At 72.0% G+C, this 23547-nt stretch carries 17 protein-coding genes and 2 pseudogenes; 8 read left to right on the top strand and 11 right to left on the bottom strand.

The window, feature by feature from the left end; translation table 11 throughout:
• Positions 1-90: 90 nt before the first annotated feature.
• The 3 genes from AB0M27_RS09545 to AB0M27_RS09535 all read left to right on the top strand — a co-directional run bounded on the left by AB0M27_RS09545 (position 91) and on the right by AB0M27_RS09535 (position 3293).
• The gene (locus AB0M27_RS09545) at positions 91-1020 is read left to right on the top strand and encodes a bifunctional helix-turn-helix transcriptional regulator/GNAT family N-acetyltransferase (RefSeq protein WP_365719662.1); all 930 of its coding nucleotides are present in this window, start codon (positions 91-93) and stop codon (positions 1018-1020) included.
• A gap of 40 nt (positions 1021-1060) precedes the next feature.
• A complete protein-coding gene (locus AB0M27_RS09540; RefSeq protein WP_365719660.1) occupies positions 1061-1861 on the top strand; it encodes a sugar phosphate isomerase/epimerase family protein in 801 nt (266 codons plus the stop codon).
• Between the two features lie 175 nt (positions 1862-2036).
• The gene (locus tag AB0M27_RS09535) at positions 2037-3293 is read left to right on the top strand and encodes an MFS transporter (protein ID WP_365719658.1); all 1257 of its coding nucleotides are present in this window, start codon (positions 2037-2039) and stop codon (positions 3291-3293) included.
• A 40-nt stretch (positions 3294-3333) separates the two neighbouring features.
• On the opposite strand, the gene AB0M27_RS09530 is transcribed toward AB0M27_RS09535, so the two are convergent.
• Positions 3334-3930: an alpha/beta hydrolase gene (locus AB0M27_RS09530; RefSeq protein ID WP_365719656.1), complete on the bottom strand. Its 597-nt coding sequence runs from the start codon at positions 3928-3930 to the stop codon at positions 3334-3336.
• Positions 3931-4072: 142 nt separating this feature from the next.
• Here AB0M27_RS09530 and AB0M27_RS09525 point away from each other — a divergent pair, with 142 nt between their 5' ends.
• A complete protein-coding gene (locus tag AB0M27_RS09525; RefSeq protein ID WP_365719655.1) occupies positions 4073-5485 on the top strand; it encodes a S28 family serine protease in 1413 nt (470 codons plus the stop codon).
• A gap of 29 nt (positions 5486-5514) precedes the next feature.
• Here AB0M27_RS09525 and AB0M27_RS09520 read toward each other — a convergent pair whose 3' ends face one another.
• Together AB0M27_RS09520 and AB0M27_RS09515 are read right to left on the bottom strand one after the other, a co-directional pair.
• On the bottom strand, positions 5515-6135 hold the full coding sequence (locus tag AB0M27_RS09520) for a hypothetical protein (protein WP_365719653.1): 621 nt from the start codon (positions 6133-6135) through the stop codon (positions 5515-5517).
• 112 nt (positions 6136-6247) lie between these two features.
• Positions 6248-8110 (bottom strand): glycoside hydrolase family 3 protein, encoded by a 1863-nt coding sequence (locus AB0M27_RS09515; protein WP_365719651.1) that lies wholly within the window; start codon positions 8108-8110, stop codon positions 6248-6250.
• Positions 8111-8400: 290 nt separating this feature from the next.
• On the opposite strand from AB0M27_RS09515, the pseudogene AB0M27_RS09510 reads away from it, so the two are divergent.
• Positions 8401-8616, top strand: a pseudogene (locus tag AB0M27_RS09510) (3-phosphoshikimate 1-carboxyvinyltransferase); the annotation flags it as partial.
• A 12-nt stretch (positions 8617-8628) separates the two neighbouring features.
• On the opposite strand, the gene AB0M27_RS09505 reads toward AB0M27_RS09510, so the two are convergent.
• From AB0M27_RS09505 to AB0M27_RS09490, 4 genes and pseudogenes are all read right to left on the bottom strand, one after another.
• On the bottom strand, positions 8629-9024 hold the full coding sequence (locus tag AB0M27_RS09505) for a hypothetical protein (protein WP_365719649.1): 396 nt from the start codon (positions 9022-9024) through the stop codon (positions 8629-8631).
• 135 nt (positions 9025-9159) lie between these two features.
• Positions 9160-12879: an ABC transporter ATP-binding protein gene (locus tag AB0M27_RS09500; protein ID WP_365719647.1), complete on the bottom strand. Its 3720-nt coding sequence runs from the start codon at positions 12877-12879 to the stop codon at positions 9160-9162.
• 111 nt (positions 12880-12990) lie between these two features.
• Positions 12991-14020, bottom strand: a pseudogene (locus AB0M27_RS09495) (esterase-like activity of phytase family protein).
• A 114-nt stretch (positions 14021-14134) separates the two neighbouring features.
• Entirely contained in the window at positions 14135-15058 is a 924-nt protein-coding gene (locus AB0M27_RS09490; protein WP_365719645.1) for a serine hydrolase, read from the bottom strand.
• 135 nt (positions 15059-15193) lie between these two features.
• Between AB0M27_RS09490 and AB0M27_RS09485 the strand changes: the two genes are divergently transcribed.
• Complete coding sequence (locus AB0M27_RS09485) at positions 15194-15565, top strand: hypothetical protein (RefSeq protein ID WP_365719643.1); 372 nt, start codon at positions 15194-15196, stop codon at positions 15563-15565.
• A gap of 98 nt (positions 15566-15663) precedes the next feature.
• Positions 15664-18006, top strand: coding sequence for a glycosyltransferase family 39 protein (locus AB0M27_RS09480; RefSeq protein ID WP_365719641.1), 2343 nt, complete (start codon positions 15664-15666; stop codon positions 18004-18006).
• A 307-nt stretch (positions 18007-18313) separates the two neighbouring features.
• Here AB0M27_RS09480 and AB0M27_RS09475 read toward each other — a convergent pair whose 3' ends face one another.
• Together AB0M27_RS09475 and AB0M27_RS09470 are read right to left on the bottom strand one after the other, a co-directional pair.
• Entirely contained in the window at positions 18314-19195 is an 882-nt protein-coding gene (locus AB0M27_RS09475; protein WP_365719639.1) for a helix-turn-helix domain-containing protein, read from the bottom strand.
• On the bottom strand, positions 19192-20040 hold the full coding sequence (locus AB0M27_RS09470; RefSeq protein ID WP_365719637.1) for a helix-turn-helix domain-containing protein: 849 nt from the start codon (positions 20038-20040) through the stop codon (positions 19192-19194). Before AB0M27_RS09470 ends, AB0M27_RS09475 begins: the two co-directional genes overlap by 4 nt.
• A gap of 347 nt (positions 20041-20387) precedes the next feature.
• Between AB0M27_RS09470 and AB0M27_RS09465 the strand changes: the two genes are divergently transcribed.
• Entirely contained in the window at positions 20388-20807 is a 420-nt protein-coding gene (locus AB0M27_RS09465) for a hypothetical protein (RefSeq protein WP_365719635.1), read from the top strand.
• A gap of 73 nt (positions 20808-20880) precedes the next feature.
• Here AB0M27_RS09465 and AB0M27_RS09460 read toward each other — a convergent pair whose 3' ends face one another.
• Both AB0M27_RS09460 and speB read right to left on the bottom strand, forming a co-directional pair.
• Complete coding sequence (locus AB0M27_RS09460) at positions 20881-22566, bottom strand: thiamine pyrophosphate-binding protein (protein WP_365719633.1); 1686 nt, start codon at positions 22564-22566, stop codon at positions 20881-20883.
• Entirely contained in the window at positions 22563-23543 is a 981-nt protein-coding gene (speB, locus tag AB0M27_RS09455) for an agmatinase (RefSeq protein ID WP_365719631.1), read from the bottom strand. The genes AB0M27_RS09460 and speB overlap by 4 nt, the downstream gene beginning before the upstream one ends.
• Positions 23544-23547 lie beyond the last annotated feature (4 nt).

The raw sequence follows: 23547 nt of genomic DNA, 5'->3' as shown, positions 1-23547 counted from the left end.
CGCCGAGCCGAACCGTGGACGCGGGCGGGCGGTGAGCCTAGGCTCTGAGGGACGGTATCTCTGACTAAGTCAAACATCCCGGGGGGCGACATGACCGTCCAGGACGTCCGCGCCTTCAACCGCTTCTACACGGGCGTCATCGGCGCCCTCGACTACGGCCGCCATCTCTACGCCCCGTACACCCTCACCGAATCCCGTGTGCTGTACGAACTCGCCCAGGTCCCGCACCTGGACGCGGTCGATCTGCGCACCCTGCTCGGCCTGGACGCCGGGTATCTGAGCCGGATCCTGAACAAGTTCGAGGACGCCGGGCTGATCGAGCGCGCCCCCTCGCAGAGCGATCCGCGCCGGCGCCGGGTGCGGCTCACCGCGCAGGGCCGGGAGGCCGCCGCACTGCTCGACGAGCGGGCCCGGGAGACGGTCGGGGCCATGCTCCACACCGTGGCCCCGGCCGACCGGCCGCGGCTGGCGCAGGCCATGCGGACCATCCAGGAGGTCCTCGGCGAGGGCGGGGCCCGGTCCGGCGAGGTCGTGCTGCGCGAGCCGCGCCCCGGCGACCTCGGCTGGATCGTGCAGCGCAACGCGGCCCTGTACGCGGCCGAGTACGGCTGGAACGCCGACTACGAGGGGCTGGTCGCCCGGATCGTCGCCGACTTCGCGCAGGACCACGACCCGCATCTGGAGCGGGTGTGGATCGCCGAGCAGGCAGGGCGCCCGGTGGGCTGTGTGATGTGCGTACGGGACGACGCACCCGGTACCGCGCGGCTGCGGCTGCTGCTCGTCGAGCCGGAGACACGCGGGCACGGCATCGGCGACCGGCTGGTGCGGGCCGTGATCGACTTCGCGCGCGGGGTCGGCTACCGCGACCTGGTGCTGTGGACCAACGACGTACTCGGCGGAGCCCGCCGGATCTACCAGCGGCACGGGTTCGTCCTAGTCGCGGAGAAACCGCACCGCTCCTTCGGCAAGGATCTCGTGGGCCAGGACTGGCGACTGGATCTGCACGAATCGGGCGAATGACGAGTCACGTATCAGGCGAATGACGAGTAGGGTCCGGCTCATGAAGCTGGCGTTCTCCACTCTCGGTGTCCCCGGCCTGCCCGTCCCTGAGGTCCTGGCGCTCGCGACCGCGCACGGCTACCACGGCGTCGAACTGCGCGCCCACCCCGAGGAGCCGGTCCATCCCGGCCTCTCCACCGCCGAACGCGCCGCAACCGCGGCCCGTTTCAAGGAGGCCGGGGTCGAGGCGCTGGGCCTCGCCGGGTACGCGCGTGTCGCCGCGCCCGGTGACGACGCACCCGTACTGGCGGAGATCCGGGACCTCCTCCACCTCGCCCACGACCTGGGCGCGCCCTACGTCCGGGTCTTCCCCGGCGCCGACCCCGACCGCCCCCTGGCGGAGTCCGACGCCCTGGCCGCCCGGCGGCTCGGCACCGCGGCGGAGGACGCCGCCGCGCTGGGGGTGCGGATCCTGCTGGAGACGCATGACTCGCATCGCACCGGTGCCGACGCCATCCGGGTGCTGGGCCCGGTCGGACACCGGCAGGTGGGTGCGCTGTGGGACGTCATGCACACCTGGCTGGGCGGCGAGCAGCCCGCCGACACCTACGCGGCGCTCGCACCGCATCTGGGGTATGTGCAGGTCAAGGACATCGCGTCGGCCCAGGACACCACACCGCTGCCGCTCGGCTCCGGGGTGCTTCCGCTCACCGAGTGCGTGGATGTGCTGTGCCGGCGTGGGTGGGACGGATGGCTGTGCTGGGAGTACGAGAAGCGGTGGTACGAGTCGGCTGCACCACTTGCGGGGTTGTTGGGTGCCGGGCGGGAGCATTTGCTGCGCTTGCTGGGTGAGGCGGCGTAGGTTCACCGCGGCTACGAGCTCGGGGCTGTGCGTCGTCGCCGGGTGCGGGTTCGTTGTGGCTGGTCGCGCCCACGCGGCGGACCCGCGACAAACACAGCCCCGCGCCCCTTGGGGAATCGCCGCACAGCCCGCCAATTCGCCGGCCGACGCCTCGCTGCCCGGTTAGCCTCCCCCGGTGATACAGCCGCTCATCGACCTACGCCCCCTGCGCACCTCCCCCCTCTTCCGGCGGCTGCTGGTCGGGCGGACCGTGTCCACACTCGGTGGGTTCATGACCATGGTGACGGTCATGTACCAGGTGTGGGACATGACCCGCAGCACGGCGTGGACCGGTGCGGTCGGGCTCGCACAGGCGTTGCCGCTGGTGGCGTTCGGGCTGTTCGCGGGCGCCTGGGTGGACCGGGCGGACCGGCGGCGGATCTATCTGACGGCGACCGTGGGCCAGGCGGCCTGTTCCGTGCTGCTGGCCGTGCAGGGCTTCACCGGGCATGTCCCGGTGGCTGCCGTCCTCGCCCTGGTCGCCGCGCAGTCGGCGTTCGGCGCGCTCGGCGCCCCGGCGGCCGGGGTCTTCGTGCCGCGGCTGCTGCCGAAGGACCAGGTGGCCGCCGGTCTGGTCCTGAACCAGGTCACCGGCCAGTCGATGATGCTCCTCGGCCCGGCCCTGGCCGGTGTGCTGCTGGGCTGGCTGGGCATCGGCACCTGCTATCTGCTGGACGCCCTCAGCTTCGGCGTCAGCTTCTACGGCGCCTTCGGGCTGCCCGCGCTGCCGCCGCAGGGCGAGCCGTCGCGGGCGGGCCTGCACGGGGTGCTGGACGGGCTGCGGTTCCTGGCCGGACACCGGGTGGTGCGGGGCGCGCTGATCACCGACCTCGCCGCGACCGTGCTGTCCTTCCCGGTGAGTCTGTTCCCGCTGGTCAACGCCGAGCGGTTCGGCGACGACCCACGCACGCTCGGCCTGTTCCTGTCGGCCCTGGCGGTGGGAGGCGTCACGGCCACCGCGCTGTCGGGCGCGGTGACCCGGCTCGGCCGGCCGGGTCCGGTCATGCTGGGGGCGGCGGCCGTCTGGGGTGCCGCGCTGGTCCTCTTCGGGCTGACGACCAACCCCTTGCTGGGACTCGCCCTGCTCGCCGTCGCGGGCGCCGGGGACGCCATCTCGGTCGTCTCCCGGTCCACGATCGTGCAGACCCGCACCCCGGACGCGCTGCTCGGCCGGGTCACGGCGGCCGAGCAGATCGTCGGTCAGGCGGGCCCCAGCCTCGGCAATGTGCGCGGCGGCCTGGTCGCCGGCTGGGCCGGCGGCGCGACCTCACTGATCACCGGCGGCCTGCTGTGTCTGCTGGCGGTGGGGGCGGTCGCCGCGACGGCACCGGAGCTGCGGGACGGGGCGCCGGGCGCGGCCGAGGCGCCGGCCCCGGCCACCGAATCCCCCTGAGACCTTCCTGAGGGCCTCGGAACAGCCTTCTGAGGGCCTCTCAGACGGACAGCGTCGGGCGTGCCGTCAGCGGTGTGGTGCCGGTCAGGCACCAGTCCAGGACCGCCGGCCAGGGGCCGTACCCGGCGTCGAGGTCGAGGTGGGCGGCGCCGGGGACGATGTCGGCGGGGAGACCGAGCGGTTCGGCGTAGAGGCGGTTCGCGCCCTCGGGGCAGTACGGGTCGTCGGTGCCCGCGACCAGCCGGGCCGGGCCGGGAAGCGGGGTGTCGAGGGCGGGCGGCGCGAAGGCGGAGACCTCCGGGAACCCGGCGAGGACGGCCGGGGACGGCGGCGCGACGAGCAGCACCCGGTCCGCGTACCGCAGTTGCTTCAGGCCCCGCGCGGCGGCGTGCAGCCACAGCACGGCGGACAGGCTGTGGGCGACCACGACCCGCTCGCCCGAGTCGTCCAACTCCTCCAGGTGACGGCCGAGTTCGCCGAGCCACACCTCCAGGTCGGGGTCGTCCGCCTCGGGCAGCTGCGGATACGTGACCCGGTGGCCCAGGCCGGTGAGGCGGCCGGCGAGCCAGTGCTGCCAGTGACCCTCGGGGCGGTGGTTCTGCCAGCCGTGCAGGATGAGGTACGAGCGCGTCGTCATGTCGCCGATGATCTCCGAGCCCCTCCCCACGGTCCAGTCACCCTGGGCACCCCTGACGCAACTCCCCCTGGTGTGAGTCCAGTTGCTCCGATAGCTTCCGGCGCACATGTGTCTCACAACAGTCACACAGGGGAGAGTGCGCATGCGCAAGGCGCTCAGATGGCTGCTGGCGCTCGCCGTGTTCATAGGCACGCTGAGCACGGCGGGCGCGGCCACCGCCGCCCAGTCCGGACCCACCGACATCAAGGACCGACTGCTCGCCATACCGGGCATGAGCCTGATCCAGGAGAAGCCGTACCCCGGCTACCGCTACTTCGTCCTGAACTACACCCAGCCGATCGACCACCGCCACCCCGACCGCGGCACCTTCCAGCAGCGCATCACCGTGCTGCACAAGGACACCAGCCGCCCGACGGTCTTCTACACCGGCGGCTACAACGTCTCCACGACGCCCTCGCGCCGCGAGCCCACCCAGATCGTGGACGGCAACCAGGTCTCCCTGGAGTACCGCTTCTTCACTCCGTCCCGCCCCGACCCGGCCGACTGGTCCACGCTCGACATCTGGCAGGCGGCCAGCGACCAGCACCGCGTGTTCGAGGCACTCAAGCCGGTCTACGGCGGCCACTGGATCGCCACCGGCGGCTCCAAGGGCGGTATGACGGCGACGTACTACGAGCGTTTCTACCCGCGTGACATGGACGGCGTCGTCGCCTACGTCGCCCCCAACGACGTGGTGAACAGCGAGGACTCGGCCTACGACCGCTTCTTCGCCGGCGTCGGCACCAAGGAGTGCCGGGACCGGTTGAACGCCGTCCAGCGGGAGGCACTGGTGCGCCGGGAGCCGCTGGAGAAGCGGTACGCGCAGTACGCCGCCGACAACGGTTACACCTTCGGCACCATCGGCGGCCTGGACAAGGCCTACGAGGCGGTCGTCCTCGACTACGTCTGGGGCTTCTGGCAGTACAGCCTGCTGGAGGACTGCGACACCGTCCCGGCGCACGCGGCCACCGCGAGCGACGACGAGATCTGGAACTCGGTCGACACCATCTCCGGTTTCTCCGCCTACACCGACCAGGGCCTCGAGCCGTACACGCCGTACTACTACCAGGCGGCCACCCAGCTGGGCGCGCCGACCATCCATTTCCCGTACATCGAGCGGAAGCTGATCCACTACGGCTACCAGCCGCCGCGCAACTTCGTGCCCCGCTCCATCCCGATGCGCTTCCAGCCACAGGCGATGCGGGACGTGGACACATGGGTGCGGCACCACGCGACGCACATGCTGTTCGTCTACGGCCAGAACGACCCCTGGGGCTCGGAGCGCTTCCGGCTCGGCACGGGCGCCCGTGACGCGTACGTCTTCACGGCGCCCGGTATGAACCACGGCGCGAATGTCGCGGGCCTGGTCCCCGGCCAGAAGGCTCTCGCCACGGCTCGCATCCTGCAGTGGGCCGGGGTTTCCTCCGCCGACGTCGCCAAGGCCGAACCCCTGGCCGCGTTCGACGCCAAGCTGGACGTCCAAGATCCTGAGCGCGAACCCGCGCTGCGGCCGTAGGGACGCGCCGACAGCCGTCGCCCGTTCTTTCACAGCCGCCGCGCGCAGCCCACCGGCCTGGTACCGCCCAGCTGGACGTACAACGCCGTCGCCGCCGGGCAGTCCGTGCGGTCGGGGACGGCCTTCGTGATGCGGTACTCGGGTTTTCGGCGGGCCGAGCCGTCGCACGCCGTCTCGCGGACCTGGCCCTTGCCGGAGGCGTACACGCAGTCGCCGGGGATCGTGCGAGGGCCGCCCCCGCCGCCGGGGTCGCCGGGGTGCGGGGGCTCCAGGTCGCGCATGCAGGCGTAGCCCTGGGGGAACGCGCCGTCGCCGTCCTCGTCGGCGGCCGCGGACTGGGCGCTGATGTGCAGCACGAAGTCGGTCGTCGGCGGGCACAGGGGGCCGTCGGCGGTCGCGCCGTCGTAGCGGGCGACGACCCTGGCCGCCGCCCGCTCGCTCGCGCAGGGCACCTCGGTGAAGCTGGTCGTGCCGAAGGAACTGCACTCGCCGACCGCGAGGAACTCGGCGCCGTATCCGCCGCTCGTGGCCGGGGTGGGGCGGGCGTCGCCGACGGGGGCGCCCGCCGTGCCCCGGCAGCCGGACAGCAGCAGGGCGGCCGGCAGCAGGCAGGCGAGGCACGCGGCCCTCACGGCACCTCTCCCACGCATGGCAACCCCCCTGACACCCCGGTCCAGCGTGGCCCTTGGCGGCGCGGCCACGCCAGACATCAGGGAGGGTTTCCCCCCGTTGGGGGTATTGCGCCCGGTGTGTGGCGTACGGCTAGTACGTCAGCCCGTACCCGATCGGGTACAGCACCTGCGTGGGGTCGTCGGCCCGCTGCACCGGCACCGGCAGCTTGCCGCGCGGAGCCACGCCGCCGGCGATCACCCGTGCGGCGGCGCGCACTTCGACGTCCGCCCAGCCGTAGGAGGCCAGGCAGGCCTTGACGGAGGGGAACCGGGCCACGTCGTAGGGGTTGCGGACGGCGAGGGCCGCCAGGCGCTTGCCCGTGGCCAGGAGCTGTTCCACCAGCGTGCGTTGGGCGTTGTCCGCCGTCACGTTGTAGGTCGCGACGACCACCGCGTCCGCGTCCTGCGCGGCCTTGACCGCCTGGGCGATGACCGCGGCGGAGGGTGCGGTGCCGGTGGACAGGGCCGTGGCGGTGAAGCCCAGCTCGGTGAGGGCGGCGGCCAGCACGCCGGTGGGCGGGCCGGTGGTGCCGGAGGGCGAGGCCGGGTCCGCGCCGACGACGAGGAGGCGGGGCTCGGTGCGGGAGGAGAAGGGGAGGGTGTGGTCCTCGTTGACCAGGAGGGTCGTGGTGCGCTCGGCGATCCTGTCGGCGGCGGCCAGGTGCGCCTCGGTGCCCACCGTGCCCTCGATGCTCGTCCGACCGGCCCGCCGGTCGGCGAAGAGGCCGAGCCGGGCCTTCAGGCGCAGGATGCGCAGGATCGATTCGTCGAGGCGGGCCTCGGTCAGCTCGCCGTTCTGGACGGCCTTCAGTACGGCGTTCCAGGCCACGTCGAGGCTCGGCGGGTTGAGCAGCTGGTCCACTCCGGCCTTCAGCGCGAGCACCGGCACCCGGTCGTCGCCGTACTTGGTGCGGACGCCCTCCATGCCGAGGGAGTCGGTGATCACGACCCCGTCGTAGCCGAGTTCGCCACGCAGGATGCCGCTGAGGATCGGGGGGGAGAGGGTGGCCGGGTCGCCGGAGTCGTCCAGGGCCGGGAACTGGATGTGCGCGGTCATGATGGAGTCGATGCCCGCGGCGATCGCGGCCCGGAAGGGTACGGCGTCCAGCTTCTCCCACAGGTCCCGGCTGTGCGTGATGACCGGGAAGCCGGTGTGGCTGTCGGTTGCGGTGTCGCCGTGACCGGGGAAGTGCTTGGCAGTCGCCGCGATCCGGGACGCCTGATAGCCCGTCACCTCGGCGGCCACCAGTGCGCCGACCGCGTCCGGGTCGGCGCCGAAGGACCGTACGCCGATGACCGGGTTGGCCGGGTTGACGTTGACGTCGGCGTCCGGGGAGTAGTCCTGGTTGATGCCGATCGCGCGCAGCTCGGCGCCGGAGATCCGGCCGAGGGTGTGCGCGTCGGCGCGGGAGCCGCCGGCGCCGATCGCCATGGCGCCGGGGAAGAGGGTGGCGGGCTTGCCGACCCGGCAGACCGCGCCGTGTTCCTGGTCGGTGGCGATGAGCACCGGCAGGCCGCGCGGCTGGTCCAGGGAGGCTTTCTGGATGCCGTCGGAGAGGTCGGCGATCTGGTGCGGGTCGCGGGTGTTGTGGGCCCAGGCGAAGTAGATGATCCCGCCGACGCGGTACTTGGCGATCAGCTCGGCGGCCGTGCGGACGCCGATCTCCTTGAGGTTGGCGTCGATGTCGGCCTGGTCGGGGGCGGTGGCGGAGTGGCCGTAGACCCGCATCACGAAGAGCTGGCCGACCTTCTCCTCCAGCGTCATCCGGGAGACCAGGGCGCGCAGCCGGCGGTCGTCGCCGGGCGTGGCGGCGCGCGCGGCCGTCGGTACGGTCAGCGCGGCGGTGAGGCCCGCGGTCGCGGCGAGGACGGCGCGTCTGGAGGGTCTTGCGGTGTGTCCGGTGCTTGCTGTGCTTCCCGTGCTGGTGTCGCTTCCCGTGCTGGTGTCGGGCACGTGCGCTCCTTCCAGAGGAGTACCGCTGAAGGAAACTTCCGAGGAGTCACCAATATCCGGGAAGTTTCTTTCCGTCAAGGGACTGCACAGTAACCTCGCAGGGGGCCGCCACCGGCGCGGCGGAGGGGGGCGCGCCGATGGCGGCGGGCGGCCGGCCGTGCCGCGGCGAAGAGGGTGGGTCGGCGTTCGCGGCCAGTCGCGAGGGCCGACGCCACGGCACGGAAGACTCGTCCGGCAACCTGCGCGTTGGACGAGTTCGGCGCGCGCCGGGTTCCTCCGGCCGGGCGCGCGTGCCGGTGGCGACCGGCCCCGACCGGATCGAGATCCGGCCCGGCACGCCCGCGCCCGGCACCGGGATCAGGACCTTCGGGGACCACCGCATCGTGATGTCCTTCGCGGTGACCGGCCTGCGCACCCCCGGCCTGTCGTACGACGACCCCGGCTGCGTCCGCAAGACGTTCCCGGGGTTCCACGAGGCGTTCGCGAGGCTCCCGGAAGCGGGCTGACCGCGCGGGCCCTCAGCAGAGAATCCACCCCGAGCTGACCGACCCCTGGGGCCCCACCGCGCCCTTGATCCACACGCAGCGGTGGCCGGCGTGGACCGTCACCGGCCCCGCGTGGTGCCGGTAGACGCCCTTGTCGACGACCGGGCGGTTGCCGCGGGCCTGGACGCTGACGGACATCGTCCGGGCGGATCCGGGATGCCGGGCGACGGTGATGGCGCACACGTACCCGTCGTGCTTGTAGACGTGGGTGACCCCGCTGCTGAACGGCAGGGTCCGCACCTCGTGCCCGGCACAGCCGCCGACCGTGCCCGCCTGCGCGGTGCCGGACGTCACCAGGGCGAGCGCCCCGCTCGCCGCCAACACGGCCGCACCGAGCGCCAGGCGCCGGCGTATCCCACCACTGTCCACTTCGATCCTCCCCGTACCACGGTCGTGCTCCCCCGGCTTCCGTACTGATGTACGGACGCACGACGTATGCCGGATGGTTGCACGGCCGTCAGCGACGCGCGTCGAGGGGGTGCGCCGGGAGAGGCCGACGGGTCGTCAGCGGGACGCGGTGACCGGCTCCTCCGGTTCGGGGCGGCCGACGAAGGTGCGCCACAGTTCGGCGTACCGGCCTTCGAGGGTGAGGAGTTCGTCGTGGGTGCCGTCCTCCGCGACCCGGCCGTGGTCCATCACCACCACCCGGTCCGCGCGGGCCGCCGTGGTCAGCCGGTGGGCGACCACCAGCGTGGTACGCCGCCCCGCCAGACGGTCGGTGGCCTGGTTGACCTGGGCCTCCGTGGCCAGGTCCAACGCGGCCGTGGCCTCGTCGAGGAGCAGGATGTCGGGGTCGACCAGTTCGGCGCGGGCGAGCGCGATCAGCTGGCGCTGGCCGGCCGAGAGATTGCGGCCGCGCTCGGCGACCTCGTGCAGATAGCCGCCTTCCAGCGTGGCGATCATCTCGTGCGCGCCGACCGCCCGCGCCGCCGCCTCCACCTCGGAGTCGGTGGCGTCCGGGCGGCCGTAGGCGATGGCGTCCCGGATCGTGCCGGGGAACAGGTACGCCTCCTGCGGGACGACTCCCAGCCGGTGCCGGTACGAGGTCAGGTCCAGGGCGCGCAGATCCGTGCCGTCGACCGTGACCCGCCCCGCGGTGGGGTCGTAGAACCGCGCGACCAGCTTGACGAGGGTCGACTTGCCGGCGCCCGTCTCGCCGACGAAGGCCACCGTCTGCCCGGCGGGGATCGTCAACTCGACGCCGACGAGCGCCTCTTCGTCGTCGCCATAGGCGAAGTGCACGCCCTCGAAGGCGATGTCCCCGCGCAGGGACAGCACTTCCCGGGGCTCGTCCGCCGACTTCGTGGACGTCGGCTCGCGCAGCAGCTCCTGGATGCGGCCCAGGGAGACGGTGGCCTGCTGGTAGCCGTCGAAGACCTGGGACAGCTGCTGGACCGGCGCGAAGAACAGGTCGATGTAGAGCAGGTAGGCGACCAGGGCACCGGCCGTCAGGGTGGCGCCCTCCACCCGGCCCGCGCCCGCGATCAGCACCGAGGCCGCCGCGACCGACGACAGGAGCTGCACGAACGGGAAGTAGACGGAGATCAGCCACTGGCCGCGGATGCGGGCCCGCCGGTAGCTGTCGCTGCGCTCGGCGAACCGCCGCCCGCCGTCCCGCTCGCGCCGGAAGGCCTGCACGATCCGCAGCCCGGCGACCGACTCCTGCAGGTCGGCGTTGACCACCGAGACGCGCTCACGGGCGAGTTCGTACGCCTTCACGCTCGCCCGGCGGAAGAAGAAGGTCGCGACGATCAGCGGGGGCAGCGTCGCGAAGACCACCAGGGCGAGCTGGAGGTCGATCACCAGCAGGGCGACCATGATGCCGAAGAAGGTGACGACCGAGACGAACGCCGTGACCAGACCCGTCTGCAGGAACGTCGACAAGGCATCGACGTCGGTCGTCATGCGGGTCATGATCCGGCCGGTCAGCTCGCGCTCGTAGTAGTCGAGCCCGAGCCGCTGGAGCTGGGCGAAGATCTTCAGCCGCAGCGTGTACAGCACCCGCTCGCCGGTACGGCCCGTCATCCGGGTCTCGCCGATCTGCGCGGCCCACTGGACGAGGACGGTGAGGAGGGCCAGCAGGGACGCGGACCAGATGGCCCCGATGGCCATCTTCGTCACACCCGAGTCGATGCCGTGCCGGATCAGCACCGGCAGCAGCAGGCCCGCGCCCGCGTCCAGGGCGACCAGCAGCAGGCTGAGCAGCAGGGGCAGGCCGAAGCCGCGCAGCAGGCGGCGCAGGCCGTAGGAGTCCTCCGGCAGGACCGCCCGGGCCTCGTCGATGCCGGGGGTGTCGGTGGCCGGGGGCAGCGCCTCCACCTGGGCGAGGAGTTCGGGGGTGGCCGGGGTACCGGAGAGCGCCTGGTCCTTCGGTTCCCGGTCGCCGGTCCACAGCCTGGGGGTCACACCCCGCTCTGCGTCGAACTCGGCGTCCAGCTCCTCGCGGACCGAGGTGTCCTCCTGGGGCAGGGCGGGCCCGGTGTGGCCCGGGGAGACTCCGCCCAGCTCGTCCGGGTCGGTGAGCAGCCGGCGGTAGAGGGCGGACCGCTCCTGGAGTTCCTCGTGGGTGCCGAGGTCGGCGAGCCGGCCGCCGTCGAGGACGGCGATGCGGTCGGCGAGGTTGAGGGTGGAGCGGCGGTGCGCGATGAGCAGGGTGGTACGGCCCTCCATGACGTGCTTGAGGGCCTCGTGGATCTCGTGTTCCACGCGGGCGTCGACGGCGGAGGTGGCGTCGTCGAGGACGAGCAGCCGCGGGTCGGTGAGCAGGGCGCGGGCGAGCGCGACGCGCTGGCGCTGGCCGCCGGAGAGGGTCAGGCCCTGCTCGCCGACCTTGGTGTCGTAGCCCGCGGGCAGCTCGGCGATGAAACGGTCCGCCTGGGCGGCGCGGGCGGCGGCCTCGATCTCCTCCTGGGTGGCCTCCGGGCGGCCATAGGCGATGTTGTTGCGCACGGTGTCGGAGAAGAGGAAGGAGTCCTCGGGGACGAGCCCGATCGCGGCCCGCAGGCTGTCCAGGGTGAGCTCGCGGACGTCGTGGCCGCCGATCAGGACGGCGCCGTGGGTGACGTCGTAGAAGCGCGGCAGCAGCAGGGAGAGGGTGGACTTGCCGGAGCCGGAGGAGCCGACGACGGCGAGGGTCTCACCGGGCCGGATCTCGAAGCTCAGCCCGTCCAGGACCTTGGATCCGCCGTCGTACCCGAAGGACACGTCGTCGAACTCGACGGTCGCGGGCGCGTCGGCGGGCAGCTCCTTGCTGCCGTCCTTCATCGTCGGCTCGGTGTCGATCAGCTCCAGGACGCGCTCGGTGCCGGCGCGGGCCTGCTGGCCGACGGTCAGGACCATCGCGAGCATGCGGACCGGGCCGACCAGCTGGGCGAGGTAGCTGGAGAAGGCGACGAAGGTACCGAGCGTGATGTGCCCGCGCACGGCCAGCCAGCCGCCGAGAGCCAGCATGGCGACCTGGCCGAGGGCGGGTACGGACTGGAGGGCGGGCGTGAACGTGCTGTTCAGCCGGATCGTGCGCAGCCGCCCGGCGAAGAGCCTGCGCCCGACCTCCCTGAGCTTGCCGGTCTCCTGCTCCTCCTGCCCGAAGCCCTTGACCACGCGTACGCCGCTGACGGCGCCGTCGACCACGCCCGCGACGGCGGCGGCCTGCGCCTGGGCGTACCAGGTGGCGGGGTGGAGCTTGCTGCGGCTGCGCTTGGCGATCCAGCCGAGCGCGGGCGCGACGGCGAGGGCGACCAGGGTCAGCGGCAGCGACAGCCACGCCATGATCGCCAGGGAGATCAGGAAGAGCAGGACGTTCCCGATGGTCATCGGGAGCATGAAGAGCAGGCCCTGGATCAGCTGCAGGTCGCTGGTGGCGCGGCCGACGACCTGCCCCGTGGACAGCTCGTCCTGGCGGCGGCCGTCGAGGCGGGTGATCGTGCCGTACATCCCGGTCCGCAGGTCGTGCTGGACGTCGAGGGCGAGACGGCCGCCGTAGTAGCGGCGGATGTACGTCGAGGCGTAGACGAGCAGGGCCGCGCCGATCAGGGCGCCGGCCCAGGGGGCCATGGAGCGGGTGTGGTTCCCGATCACGTCGTCGATGATCACCTTGGTGATCAACGGGAGGACGGCCATGACGGCCATGCCGGCGAGGGAGGAGCCGAGGGCGAGGACGACGTCCTTCGGATACCGCCAGGCGTATGCCGCCAGGCGTCGTGCCCATCCCCGCTGCGCTGCCACGCCGGTGCCTTCCTGTCGACCTGCTCTACCGGAACACACCAACGCGGACGGGGCCGGATTTCATCCCTGCGCAACAAAGCGAGGGCGGGGTCGGACGCGCACCCGCAAGTATCAGACCCGTACCCGCAGGTAATAGAACCTGGTCGTGTGGGCCGGATTCTGGTTGTCGTCGCTCACCAGGAGGACCTTCAGGCGGCCCTTGTGATCACGGCCGGCGATCGTCATGGGGCCCCTCCGCCGTCCGGCAGGGGATTCGGCTGGGGCTGCTTGGCCCTGGCACCCAGGGACGGACAGGCGGCGATATCCGCCAGCAGGGTCTTCTTGATCAAGCGGACGGAAGGCTGTCCCGTCAGGTTCTCGATACCGCTGGTGTCGGTCGCGTGGCGGGGGTCGGCCAGGCAGAGGCGGACGGTGTTGCCGACGCCGGAGGTGAAGCCTCGTTCCAGGACCAGGAGGCGACCGTCGGGCGTGGCCTGGACCTCGGGGACGCCGAGGCCGGCGTCGGTGCGGTAGGCGTACTGCGCCGAGAGACGGAAGCGGCCGCCCTTCGAGCACTGCCGGGTCTCGAAGCGGACGATCCCCGTCGAGCCGCCCGAGATAGCACCCTCCATGGAGACCAGCGGCGTGTGGCCGCCGGGCAGCAGGTTCAGGCCCTCGAAGGTCTGGTTGGCGGTGGCGCGGCCGGCCGAGGTGACCAGCAGGGAGGACGGGACCGGGAGCCGGTCGAGGATCTTGCCGTCGACCGAACAGCGGCGCACGGACGGCTCGGTCTCGGAACTGATCAGCCGGGTTCCGTCGCGGTCGACGACCAGACCCTCGGAGTCGAGGTCGGTGCCCTTCTCGTCGGCGAGGTGGACGGCCTACCCCGGCTGGAGGGTCTGTGGGTCCAGGGTGAACAGGGAGGAACGGTCCTCCGGCGCGACCGGCGAGCCGTCCCGGTCCACCGCGAGCGCGGAGAAGTTGCCGACGAAGGTGCCGTCGTACGTCGTCTTGTCGAACGCGTCGGAGAATCGGTCGGTGGAGACCGACAGCGAACAGGCGCTGCTGCTCGCGGAGTTGGCACTGGGGGCCCGGCGGCGGCCAGGGAGGTGGCCGCCGCCAGGCCGGCGGTCAGGGTGGCGAGTACGGTTCTCAGGCGCATGCCGGTCACCGCTAGGGCGGGCGGGTGTCCTGCGGGAGACCGCCTCGTGAACCGACTCGTGAACCGCCTTGTGACGCCCTGTGAACCGTCTTGTGAACCGCCTTGTATGGCGCGTCAGCCCTGGGGCGGCACCGCGACGAACGCCTCGCTGGGCCGGCTGGTCGGGGTGTAGACCTGGGTGGTCGACGTGGTCGGCACGATGTCCTTGTGGATGGCCTTGGCGACGTTCTGGATGGTGGTGACGCCGTAGTCCATGGTGCCGTTGTCCTGCGTCAGCACCGAGATCATGTAGTCGTGACCGGCGCCGTTGAAGGTGCCGAGGCTGTGCACCCGCCAGCCGTGCGTCGCGCGCTGCAGCCAGCCGTTCTTGACGTGCACGGAGACCGTGGACGGCGCACCGGCCGGGGTGCCCCAGCGCTGCGAGGAGATGACCTGGCCCATCAGCTTCAGGATGTAGGCGCGGGAGTTGTCGCTCAGCACGCTGTTCCTGGCGGTGATGAGCTTGAGCAGCTTCTGCTCGTCGGTGACGTTCTCCTGGGTCAGACCCCAGTAGCCGTTCGCCCCCGGCACGGTCTTCGTCATCCCGGCGGCGGCGAGGAAGCCCTTGATCTTGGTGAGACCGAGCTGCTTCCACAGCGCGGTCGTCGCGTCGTTGTCCGACTTGGTGATCATGGCCTTGGTGAGCGTGACCTCACGGTCGGTCAGATAGCGGTTGTGCTTCTTGGCGTCCCACAGCAGCGTGGCGAGCACGGTGACCTTGACGGTGCTGGCCGAGTCGTAGGAGCTGGTGGCGCGCAGGGTGCAGGTGGTGCTGGTGCTGCGGTCGTACAGGCCGATCGCGACCGTGCCCTTGCGGTTGGCCAGGGCGGCCGTGATGTCCTTCTGCAGCTTGGCGGCGAGGCCCGCCTTGGCGGACGTGCAGCTGACGGTGGGCGTGGCCGCGGCGGCCGGGGTGGCGGCGGCCACGGTGGGTATCAGCACGCCGGCGCCGAGCGCTGCCGCCAGCACTCTGGCGCGTCGGGTCATGCGGTGGGTCATGGGAAGGTCCCCCTGGGAACGTCGAGTGGGCGCACGCCTGCGCCTGTTGGGTTGACTCGCCGGAGTGGCCGGAAGTTGTACGCATGTTCCCAGGCAGTGCGTTCCGACAGCCCCCCGGAGGGCAATGATTCCTTCATGCCGGGACAGAGGGAAAGTCAACTCAGCCAGTCGGGGCGGTTGTTCGCGGCGCTGGCGGTGCTTCGCCTCGCCGCGGGGGCGGACGACAAACTGCGCACGCTGGACGGTCCGGACACGAAGACCCACCCGCAGGGCCGCATAGACAGGGCGAGAGGGGACGTGTACGCCCTCCTGGTGAAGGCCCGCGTCAACAACGGCGGCAAGAACTGGGAGGCGGCAGCCGCGGCATTCCGGTCGATACCGGACTTCCTGGAGGAGGGAAACGTGCCGCACGGCGGGTTGAGCCCGTCAGCGTTCGCCGAGTTCAAGGCGGGCTACGACGCTCAGATCACCGTATTCCGGGACAAGTTCTCCCAGCTGCTGTCCTGAGCCGTGCCGGGGCTGCCCTTACCCGGCTCTCACCGATCCACAGCTTCCGCCCAGACGCACCACAGCCTGCACCCATCGCCGGTCCGCATGGTGCACTGGTGACATCTGCCACCGATCCCCTTCCCCACCCGACGACCGCGACCACGGCCACGGCCCCCGGTCCGCCGGCACCGCACGCCGTACCGCCGGACCGCGCCCCCCGCTGGTCGCTGCCCGCGCTGCTCGCGATCGAGCTGCTGGCAGCCGCGCTCTACACCTGGAACCTCTCGGGCGCCGGCCTCAACATCTTCTACAGCGCGGCCATCTACAGCGGCACGCAGAACTGGAAGGCGTGGTTCTTCGGCTCACTCGACGCCGGGAACTTCCTCACCGTCGACAAACCGCCGTTCGCCGACATGGTCATGAGCCTGTCGTGCCGGATCTTCGGCTTCGGCACCTGGCAAATGATGCTGCCGGAGGTCGTGGCCGGGCTCGCCACGATCTGGATCCTGCACTCCTCCGTGAAGCGGACGTTCGGGCACGCGGCGGCAGCAGTGGCCGCACTGGTCCTCGCGCTGACCCCCATCACGGTCGCCATCAACCGGGACAACAACCCCGACACGATCCTCGTCCTGCTGATGGTCACAGGCGCGGCGCTGGCCCTGCGCGCGGTGACGAACGGCCGCCTGCTGCCCCTGCTCGGCTCGGCGGTGTGCTTCGGCCTGGCCTTCAACACCAAAATGCTGGCGGGATACATCGCGCTCCCCGCCGTCTTCGCGGTCTACCTGCTCGCGGCGCGCCCGAAGCCCGTACGACGGATCGTCAACCTGCTGCTCGCCGGCGTGGTCCTGGCGGCCTCCAGCTTCTGGTGGGCGATCGCCGTGTCCCTCGCCCCCGCCTCCGAGCGCCCGTACATCGGCGGTTCGACGGACGGCACGGCCTGGAACCTGATCACGGGATACAACGGCCTCGGCCGGATCTTCGGCGGCGAGGGCAACGGCGGCGGAGGCGGGGGCGGCGGAGGCGGCTTCTCCGGCTCCGCGGGCCTCGGCCGGATGTTCAACGACATCCTCGGCGGCCAGATCTCCTGGCTGCTCCCCTTCTCGGCCCTCGCCCTCGTCTTTGGCCTGACCCTGTGCGGCCGTGCTCCGCGCACCGACCTCACCCGGACCGCGCTCCTCCTCTGGGGCGGCTGGACGGTGCTGCACTACGTGACCTTCGCGACCGCCGAGGGCACGATGCACCCGTACTACACGACCGCCCTGGCACCCGGAATCGCGGCACTGTGCGGCGGTGGCGGCGTCATGCTGCTCCGCGCCTTCCGCACCGACAAGCGCTGGGCGTGGGCCTTGCCGGCCGGTCTGGCGGTAACGGCTGTCTGGGCGATCGTGTTGTTGCGCCGGGGCTCGGGCTGGCACACCTGGCTGTGGCCGACCGTCGGTGTGGTCATGGCGGCGGCGATCGTCGGCCTGTTCGTCTTCCGCTCCGGCAAGCGCGTGCGTCTGCTCGCGGCCTCCGTGGCGGCAGCCGTGATCGCGGCCCTGGCGGGCCCGGCGGCATACGCCTGGTCGGTGCCGTCCGGTTCGGGCGGCGGCATGGGCGGCACGAACCCGACGGCCGGCCCCTCGACGGGCGGCGGCTTCGGCGGCGGCCCTGGCGGGGGCGGCCGGGGCGGCTTCCCGGGCGGCGCAGAGATGCCGGCCGGCACCCAGCAGGGCGGCGGCTTCCCCGGCGGCGGGACCGCGCCCGACGGCTCGGCGAGCGGCGCGCCCGGGGGCGCGTCGGGCGGGGTTTCCGGTGGCGCTCCCGGCGGGGCGATGCCGAGCGGCGGACAGCAGGCCGGTGGCTTCCCGGGCGGCGCCCAGAACGGCGAACTCCCCGGCGGCCAGGGCACGTCGGGCGGTACGACGGCCCCGGGCGGAACTGGCGGCACCGGCGCCCCGAACGCCGGCCCGGGAAGCACGCCCGGCCGTACGGGAGCCGCCATGGGCGGCGGCCCCCGCGGGGGCGGCGGCATGGGCGGGGCGAACAGCGAGCTGATCGCCTACCTGAAGAAGCACCAGGACGGCGCCACATGGCTGCTAGCGGTCTCCAACTCCCAGAGCGCGGCCCAGATCGAGCTGCGCGCGCGGGTGCCGGTCATCTCCATGTGGGGCTTCACCGGCACCGACAAGGCGATGACCGTCGCCAAGCTCAAGGAACTGGTCAAGAAGGGCGAGCTGCACTACATCCAACTCGGCGGCGGCATGATGGGCGGCGGCCCCGGAGGAGACACCAACAACGTGTCGTCCCAGGTGACGTCCTGGGTGAAGAAGCACGGGACGCTGCTGAAGGAGAGCACGTACAGCAAGAGCGCGGCTTCCACAGCATCGAAGTCAAAGTCGTCCTCGTCTTCTTCCTCTCCTTCCTCCTCCGCCAACCAGTCCACGATCTACCGTCTGGACCCGTCGGACGTGAGCTGAACCCGGGACCGACCGAGACCGACCCCCGCAGCGCGCCAAGGGCCCCGACATCCCTTGGCGCGCCGCGCCGTCGGGCCGGCGATCCGACTGCGGGGGGAACGCACCACCATGACTTCGCCGGCGATCGGCAGATCCGTTCCACCCCAGATCCCCAACCACCACCCCGACCTGCACCTCCACCCGACTCCCCCGGAACAAACACTTCATCGAGACCCTGAAGGAGACCCACTCCGCGCAGGCCGGACTCCATGGCCTCCAGGGCTGATGGCAACTGACGACGACAGGACTCCGACCAGCCCCTGCTCTTCTACTCCACCGGGCCGAAGCAGTGCCGCTTGCCGTCCCGTACCAGGCAGGCCCGCACGTGGTCCAGGTCGGACCGGGTCGCGGCGACCATCGGGGTCGACAGGGAGTCCTTGGCGTCGTACTGGTCCTTGACCTCGATCCGCCAGGGGGCGTGATGCGGTACGAGGATCTCCGCCCGGTCCCCCACCTTGCCGAGGTCGATCCGTGCCCACACCGCACCACAGGCCGTACTGTGCCGGATCTTCACCACCGTCGGCCCGGGGAAGCTCTGCCGGCCCAGGGTCACCGGCACGGGATCCGCTCCGCAGCCGTACGTCTCGGGGTCCTTGCCCGTGCAGCCGCTGCCGTGGCATCCCTTCACGAGTACGGGTGCGGAGGGAGACAGGGACTGGGACGAGGACGCGCTCGGGGTGGACCAACCGAAGGCACCGGTGACCGCCAGCGCCACGATGACCGCGACGACCGTCAGCCCGCCGCCCACGACTCCGGCGAGCAGACCGCGCCGGGCCGGATGCCGGGGTGAGCTGCCTGCGTCCTCGGGCGGGAGCGACTCGGCCGGAGCCGAGGCGAACCCGCCCGCGCGCGGGCGCACGCCTCCCCCACCCCCACCCGCCCCACGCCCACTGGCCACCGCGTCCGCCAGTTCCCACAGGGCCAGCGCCCGGCCAGGCTCCTCGCCCGCCAGTTCGCACAGTTCCGCGACCGCCTGCCGGGGCGGGACGATGCGGCCGTTCAGATAGCGGTCCCAGGACGACTTGCTGTACGGCGTCTTCGCGGCCAGCGCGGCCAGGCTCAAGCCGGTCCCGGTCCGCAGCCCGCGCAGGGTCTCCGCCAGCCGCTCGCACTCCACCGGCCGGTCGACGGGCGGGTCACCGGACGTCATTTCCGCAGCACCCCCCACGTGTCCTCGCCGACGACACCGTCCACACGGATGTGTGCCCCGGCCTGCAACCGCTCCACCGCGCGCCCGGTGCGGGAGCCGAACGCCCCGTCGGCGATCCCCGGCGAGAAGCCGTGGTGGCGCAGCAGACACTGCACCTCTACGACGGCCCACTGCGACGACCCCATGCCGATCAGGTCGACACGGGTCGTGCTGTACCCCGCGTACAGCAGCCCGTCCTCGCCACGGTGCACCCGGCACGGGTAGTCATTGCCGGCCCGGAACGCGAACGCCTTCTTCGCCACTCCCGCCCCGGAGGACCCCGGGGCCCGCTCCGTGGAGTCCGCCGAGACCGGCCGGCCGCCGGTCCGCTCCCGTGCGCCGTCCCACGGTGCGGCCACCAGCAGGGCGATCAGCACCGACAGAAGTACGACTCCGGCCAGTACGGTGACGAGCAGCCGCCGTCCCGGGCCGTGTCCTCGAACACCGTTCTCCTCCCCCAGCCCCGCCGGTTCCTCGTCACGGGGCCCGGATTCCACCCCCGGGGCTGCTTCCCCCACCCGACCGGCACCGCCTGCGCCCCCTCGCCCCGCCGCCACCGCCACCTCATGCAGGGCCAGCAAGCGCGCCGGGTCGGTGTCGCAGACGCGGGCCAGCGCGGCGACCGCCTCCTGCGGCGGTAACGAACGGCCGTTGAGGTAGCGGTCCCAGGAGGCACGGCTGTAGCCCGTCCGGGCGGCCAGGGTCTGCAGACCGAGACCACTGTGGTCCTTGATACGGCGCATCTGCACGACGAGTTGCCGCACTCGCGGGTCGAGCGAGTCCGGCAACTGTTTCCAACGAGACATGTCCCACCCCATGTCTGTTGCAGCTCTCCAGAGGAGGATGCCCCACCCGCGGCGCCCGGTTCCCGCGGGCGGCCGGGCGAGCGCACGGTTTCGGCCGCCCCCCACGGCCTTCCCGCGTCCCACCGGTGCCTCACCGAGCGGGGCGTCTGTGCAGGTCGGAGGGTGGGACGTCCCGCGTGGACGGCAACTGTCCGGCACCCCTGGCCCCGTCCCGGACTCGGCCTGCACTGTCGGTGGTGCACGACGGGCGGTGCGGCCCACCCCGCACCGCCCCAGGCGTCGAACGGCCCGCACGCACGGGGGTGGGGCGGGCCGTACACCCACTCGAACCAACCCTGGGAGCACCCATGCGATTCCGCATCGCGACCGCAGCCGTCCTGACCGCCTGCGCCATGGCCGGCAGTGGCCTCGCCCTCTCCGCACAGGCCGCACCGGCCGCACCGGCCGACACCCACACCGCACACACGGCGACCACGGCGTCCATCGCGCACACCGCGGCCACCGCGGCCCGCCCGAGGTGTCCGTATCCGTACGTCTGCTTCTACAACGGCAACACCATGACCGGGAAGTTCAAGGACACCGGGTACTGGCAGAAGCTCGGCGCGAGCCGAAACGCGAGGGGCGCGGTCAACACCCGGCACGACGACGTGGCCTACGTGCGGTTCTCCAACTACCCCACGATCTGCATGAAGCCGGGTCAGGGCTGGAGCTTCGGCTCGGCGCACCCGACGCAGGTGTACATCAGCACGTCCAGCACCTGCCACTGAGGCACCCTCGGCCCCGAATCGTCCGCCCCGGCGCAGGTTCCGCACCCGCGCCGGGGCGGCACCCGTGCACTCGCTAGCCCAAATGCGTCGGCGCGAACATCCGCAGCACCGCCGGGAGTACGACCACCGAGGGCCCCGGTGCCGCCAGCGCCTTCGCCAGGTCCTCTTCCAGGGTCTCCGGGGTCGTACGGACGCCCGGTACGCCGAAGGACTGGGCCAGCGCCACATAGTCCGGGCGCGTCAGGTCCGTCGCCGTCGCCTGGCCGAAGGCGTCCGTCATGTACTCGCGGAGGATGCCGTAGCCGCCGTCGTCGACGATCAGCCAGGTGACCGGCAGGTCGTACTGCCTCGCCGTGGCGAGTTCCGCGATCGAGTACAGGGCGCCGCCGTCGCCCGACACCGCCAGGACCGGACGCGAGGGATCCGCCGCCGCCGCGCCCAGCGCCGCCGGGAAGCCGTAGCCGAGGCCGCCGGCGCCCTGTGCGGAGTGCATGGTGTTCGCACCCCGGGGGTCGAAGGCCGACCACGCCCAGTACGCCAGGATCGTCATGTCCCAGAAGGACGGGGCACCCGCGGGCAGCGCACGCCGGACGGACCCCAACACCTCCTGCTCCAGGGCGAGTTCCTGACCCGTGATCCGGGACGCCACCTTTTCCAGCAGCTGCCGCACCCGCTCCGGCGCCGACTCGTCCGTGCGCTCCTCCACCGTCTCCAGCAGCGCCTGCAACGCCAGGCGCGCGTCCGCGTGGATGCCCAGCGCGGGGTGGTTGGACTCCAGCTTGCCGAGGTCGGCCTCGATCTGGACGACTCGGCCGCGGGGCTTGAACGTGTGGTAGTTGGAGGACAGTTCACCCAGGCCCGAGCCGACCACCAGCAGGACGTCCGCGTCCTCCAGGAAGTCCGTCGTGTACCGGTCCTCCAGCCAGGACTGCATCGACAGCGGGTGCTCCCACGGAAACGCGCCCTTGCCGCCGAACGTCGTCACCACCGGCGCCTGAAGCCTCTCGGCCAGCGCCCTCAGCTTTCCCGACGCGTCCGACCGTACGACCCCGCCGCCCGCGATGATCGCCGGGCGAGCGGCGTGGGACAGCAAGTCGGCTGCCACCGCCGTCAGTTCGGGGCGCGGGACCAGGTCCTCGGGAGTCGCGTCCGGTGCCGTCACCACCGGCAGCGTGGTCGGAGCGAGAAGGACGTCCTGGGGGATCTCCACCCACACCGGGCCGTGCGGTGCCGTGAGCGCCGACTTCCAGGCCGCCGCGATCGCGGACGGGATCTGGGACTGCGTGCGCACCGTGTGGACGGACTTGACCACGCCACGGAACGAGGCTGCCTGGTCGGGGAGTTCGTGCAGATAGCCGTGGCGGCCGCCGCCCAGGCCCGCCGTCGGGATCTGGCTGCTGATCGCCAGCACGGGAGCCGAGGCCGCGGCCGCCTCCTGCAGAGCGGCCAGCGACGTCAGCGCGCCCGGGCCCGTCGAGAGCAGCAAGGGCGCTGCCTCGCCCGTGATCCGGCCGTACGCGTCCGCCGCGAAACCCGCGTTGTTCTCCACCCGCAGGCCCACATAGCTCAGAGCAGACCTGCGCAGGGCGTCGAACATGCCGAGGGCGTGCTGGCCGGGCAGGCCGAAGACCGTCGTCGCGCCGAGCCCGGCGAGCGTTTCCACGACCAGGTCTCCGCCGTTGCGGCCGGGAGGGGGATTCAGCGCGGCCGCCGTCTGCTGATCGGTCGGGCGGAGTACCAGGTCGTGGTCGTGAGTCACTTCGCTTCCGAGTCCTTCCGGGCCGCGGCGATCTGGCGGCTCATGATGGTGGTCAGTTCGTAGGCCGTGTGGGAGGCCGCGACCGAGGTGATCTCGGCGTGGTCGTACGCCGGCGCGACCTCCACCACGTCCGCCGAGACCAGGTTGCAGGACGCCAGGCCTCGCAGGATCTCCAGCAGCTCACGGGAGGTCATGCCGCCGGCCTCCGGCGTACCCGTGCCGGGCGCGTGTGCCGGGTCCAGGCAGTCGATGTCGATGGAGATGTACAGCGGGCGGTCGCCGATGCGCTGGCGCAGCTGGTCGGCCACCTCGTCGGCGCCCCGGCGGTAGATGTCGGCGGACGTGACGATGCCGAAGCCCATCTTCTCGTCGTCGGTGAGGTCCTGCTTGCCGTACAGCGGGCCGCGGGTGCCGACGTGGGAGAGGGCGGAGGTGTCGAGGATGCCCTCCTCGACCGCGCGACGGAACGGGGTGCCGTGGGTGTACTCGGCGCCGAAGTAGGTGTCCCAGGTGTCCAGGTGGGCGTCGAAGTGCAGCAGGGCCACCGGGCCGTGCTTCTTCGCCACCGAGCGCAGCAGCGGCAGGGCGATGGTGTGGTCGCCGCCCAGGGTCATCAGACGGGCGCCGGTGCCGAGCAGGTCGTCCGCGGCGGCCTCGATGGTGTCGACGGCCTCGTTGATGTTGAACGGGTTCACGGCGATGTCGCCGCCGTCCGCGACCTGCGCCAGGGCGAAGGGGGAGGCGTCCTGCGCCGGGTTGTAGGGGCGCAGCAGCCGGGACGCCTCGCGGATGGCGTTGCCGCCGAAGCGGGCGCCCGGCCGGTACGAGACGCCGGAGTCGAACGGCACGCCCACCACGGCGACGTCGGCGGTGCCGACCTCGTCCAGGCGGGGCAGCCGGGCGAAGGTCGCGGGGCCGGCGTACCGCGGGATGCGGGAGGAGTCGACGGGGCCGCGGGGCGTCTCGTTGCTGCTCATGGTC

Source organism: Streptomyces sp. NPDC052107 (assembly GCF_040680215.1).
In the GTDB taxonomy this organism is placed as follows: domain Bacteria; phylum Actinomycetota; class Actinomycetes; order Streptomycetales; family Streptomycetaceae; genus Streptomyces.
This window is presented reverse-complemented; position numbering and strand designations above follow the sequence as displayed.

Bases quoted from the DNA above. Each gene is read 5' to 3' on its own strand.
- AB0M27_RS09530 (WP_365719656.1), bottom strand. From the start codon at position 3,930: ATGACGACGCGCTCGTACCTCATCCTGCACGGCTGGCAGAACCACCGC.
- AB0M27_RS09525 (WP_365719655.1), top strand. From the start codon at position 4,073: ATGCGCAAGGCGCTCAGATGGCTGCTGGCGCTCGCCGTGTTCATAGGC.
- AB0M27_RS09540 (WP_365719660.1), top strand. From the start codon at position 1,061: ATGAAGCTGGCGTTCTCCACTCTCGGTGTCCCCGGCCTGCCCGTCCCT.
- speB (WP_365719631.1), bottom strand. From the start codon at position 23,543: ATGAGCAGCAACGAGACGCCCCGCGGCCCCGTCGACTCCTCCCGCATC.
- AB0M27_RS09485 (WP_365719643.1), top strand. From the start codon at position 15,194: ATGCCGGGACAGAGGGAAAGTCAACTCAGCCAGTCGGGGCGGTTGTTC.
- AB0M27_RS09545 (WP_365719662.1), top strand. From the start codon at position 91: ATGACCGTCCAGGACGTCCGCGCCTTCAACCGCTTCTACACGGGCGTC.
- AB0M27_RS09470 (WP_365719637.1), bottom strand. From the start codon at position 20,040: ATGTCTCGTTGGAAACAGTTGCCGGACTCGCTCGACCCGCGAGTGCGG.
- AB0M27_RS09490 (WP_365719645.1), bottom strand. From the start codon at position 15,058: ATGACCCACCGCATGACCCGACGCGCCAGAGTGCTGGCGGCAGCGCTC.
- AB0M27_RS09475 (WP_365719639.1), bottom strand. From the start codon at position 19,195: ATGACGTCCGGTGACCCGCCCGTCGACCGGCCGGTGGAGTGCGAGCGG.
- AB0M27_RS09520 (WP_365719653.1), bottom strand. From the start codon at position 6,135: ATGCGTGGGAGAGGTGCCGTGAGGGCCGCGTGCCTCGCCTGCCTGCTG.
- AB0M27_RS09465 (WP_365719635.1), top strand. From the start codon at position 20,388: ATGCGATTCCGCATCGCGACCGCAGCCGTCCTGACCGCCTGCGCCATG.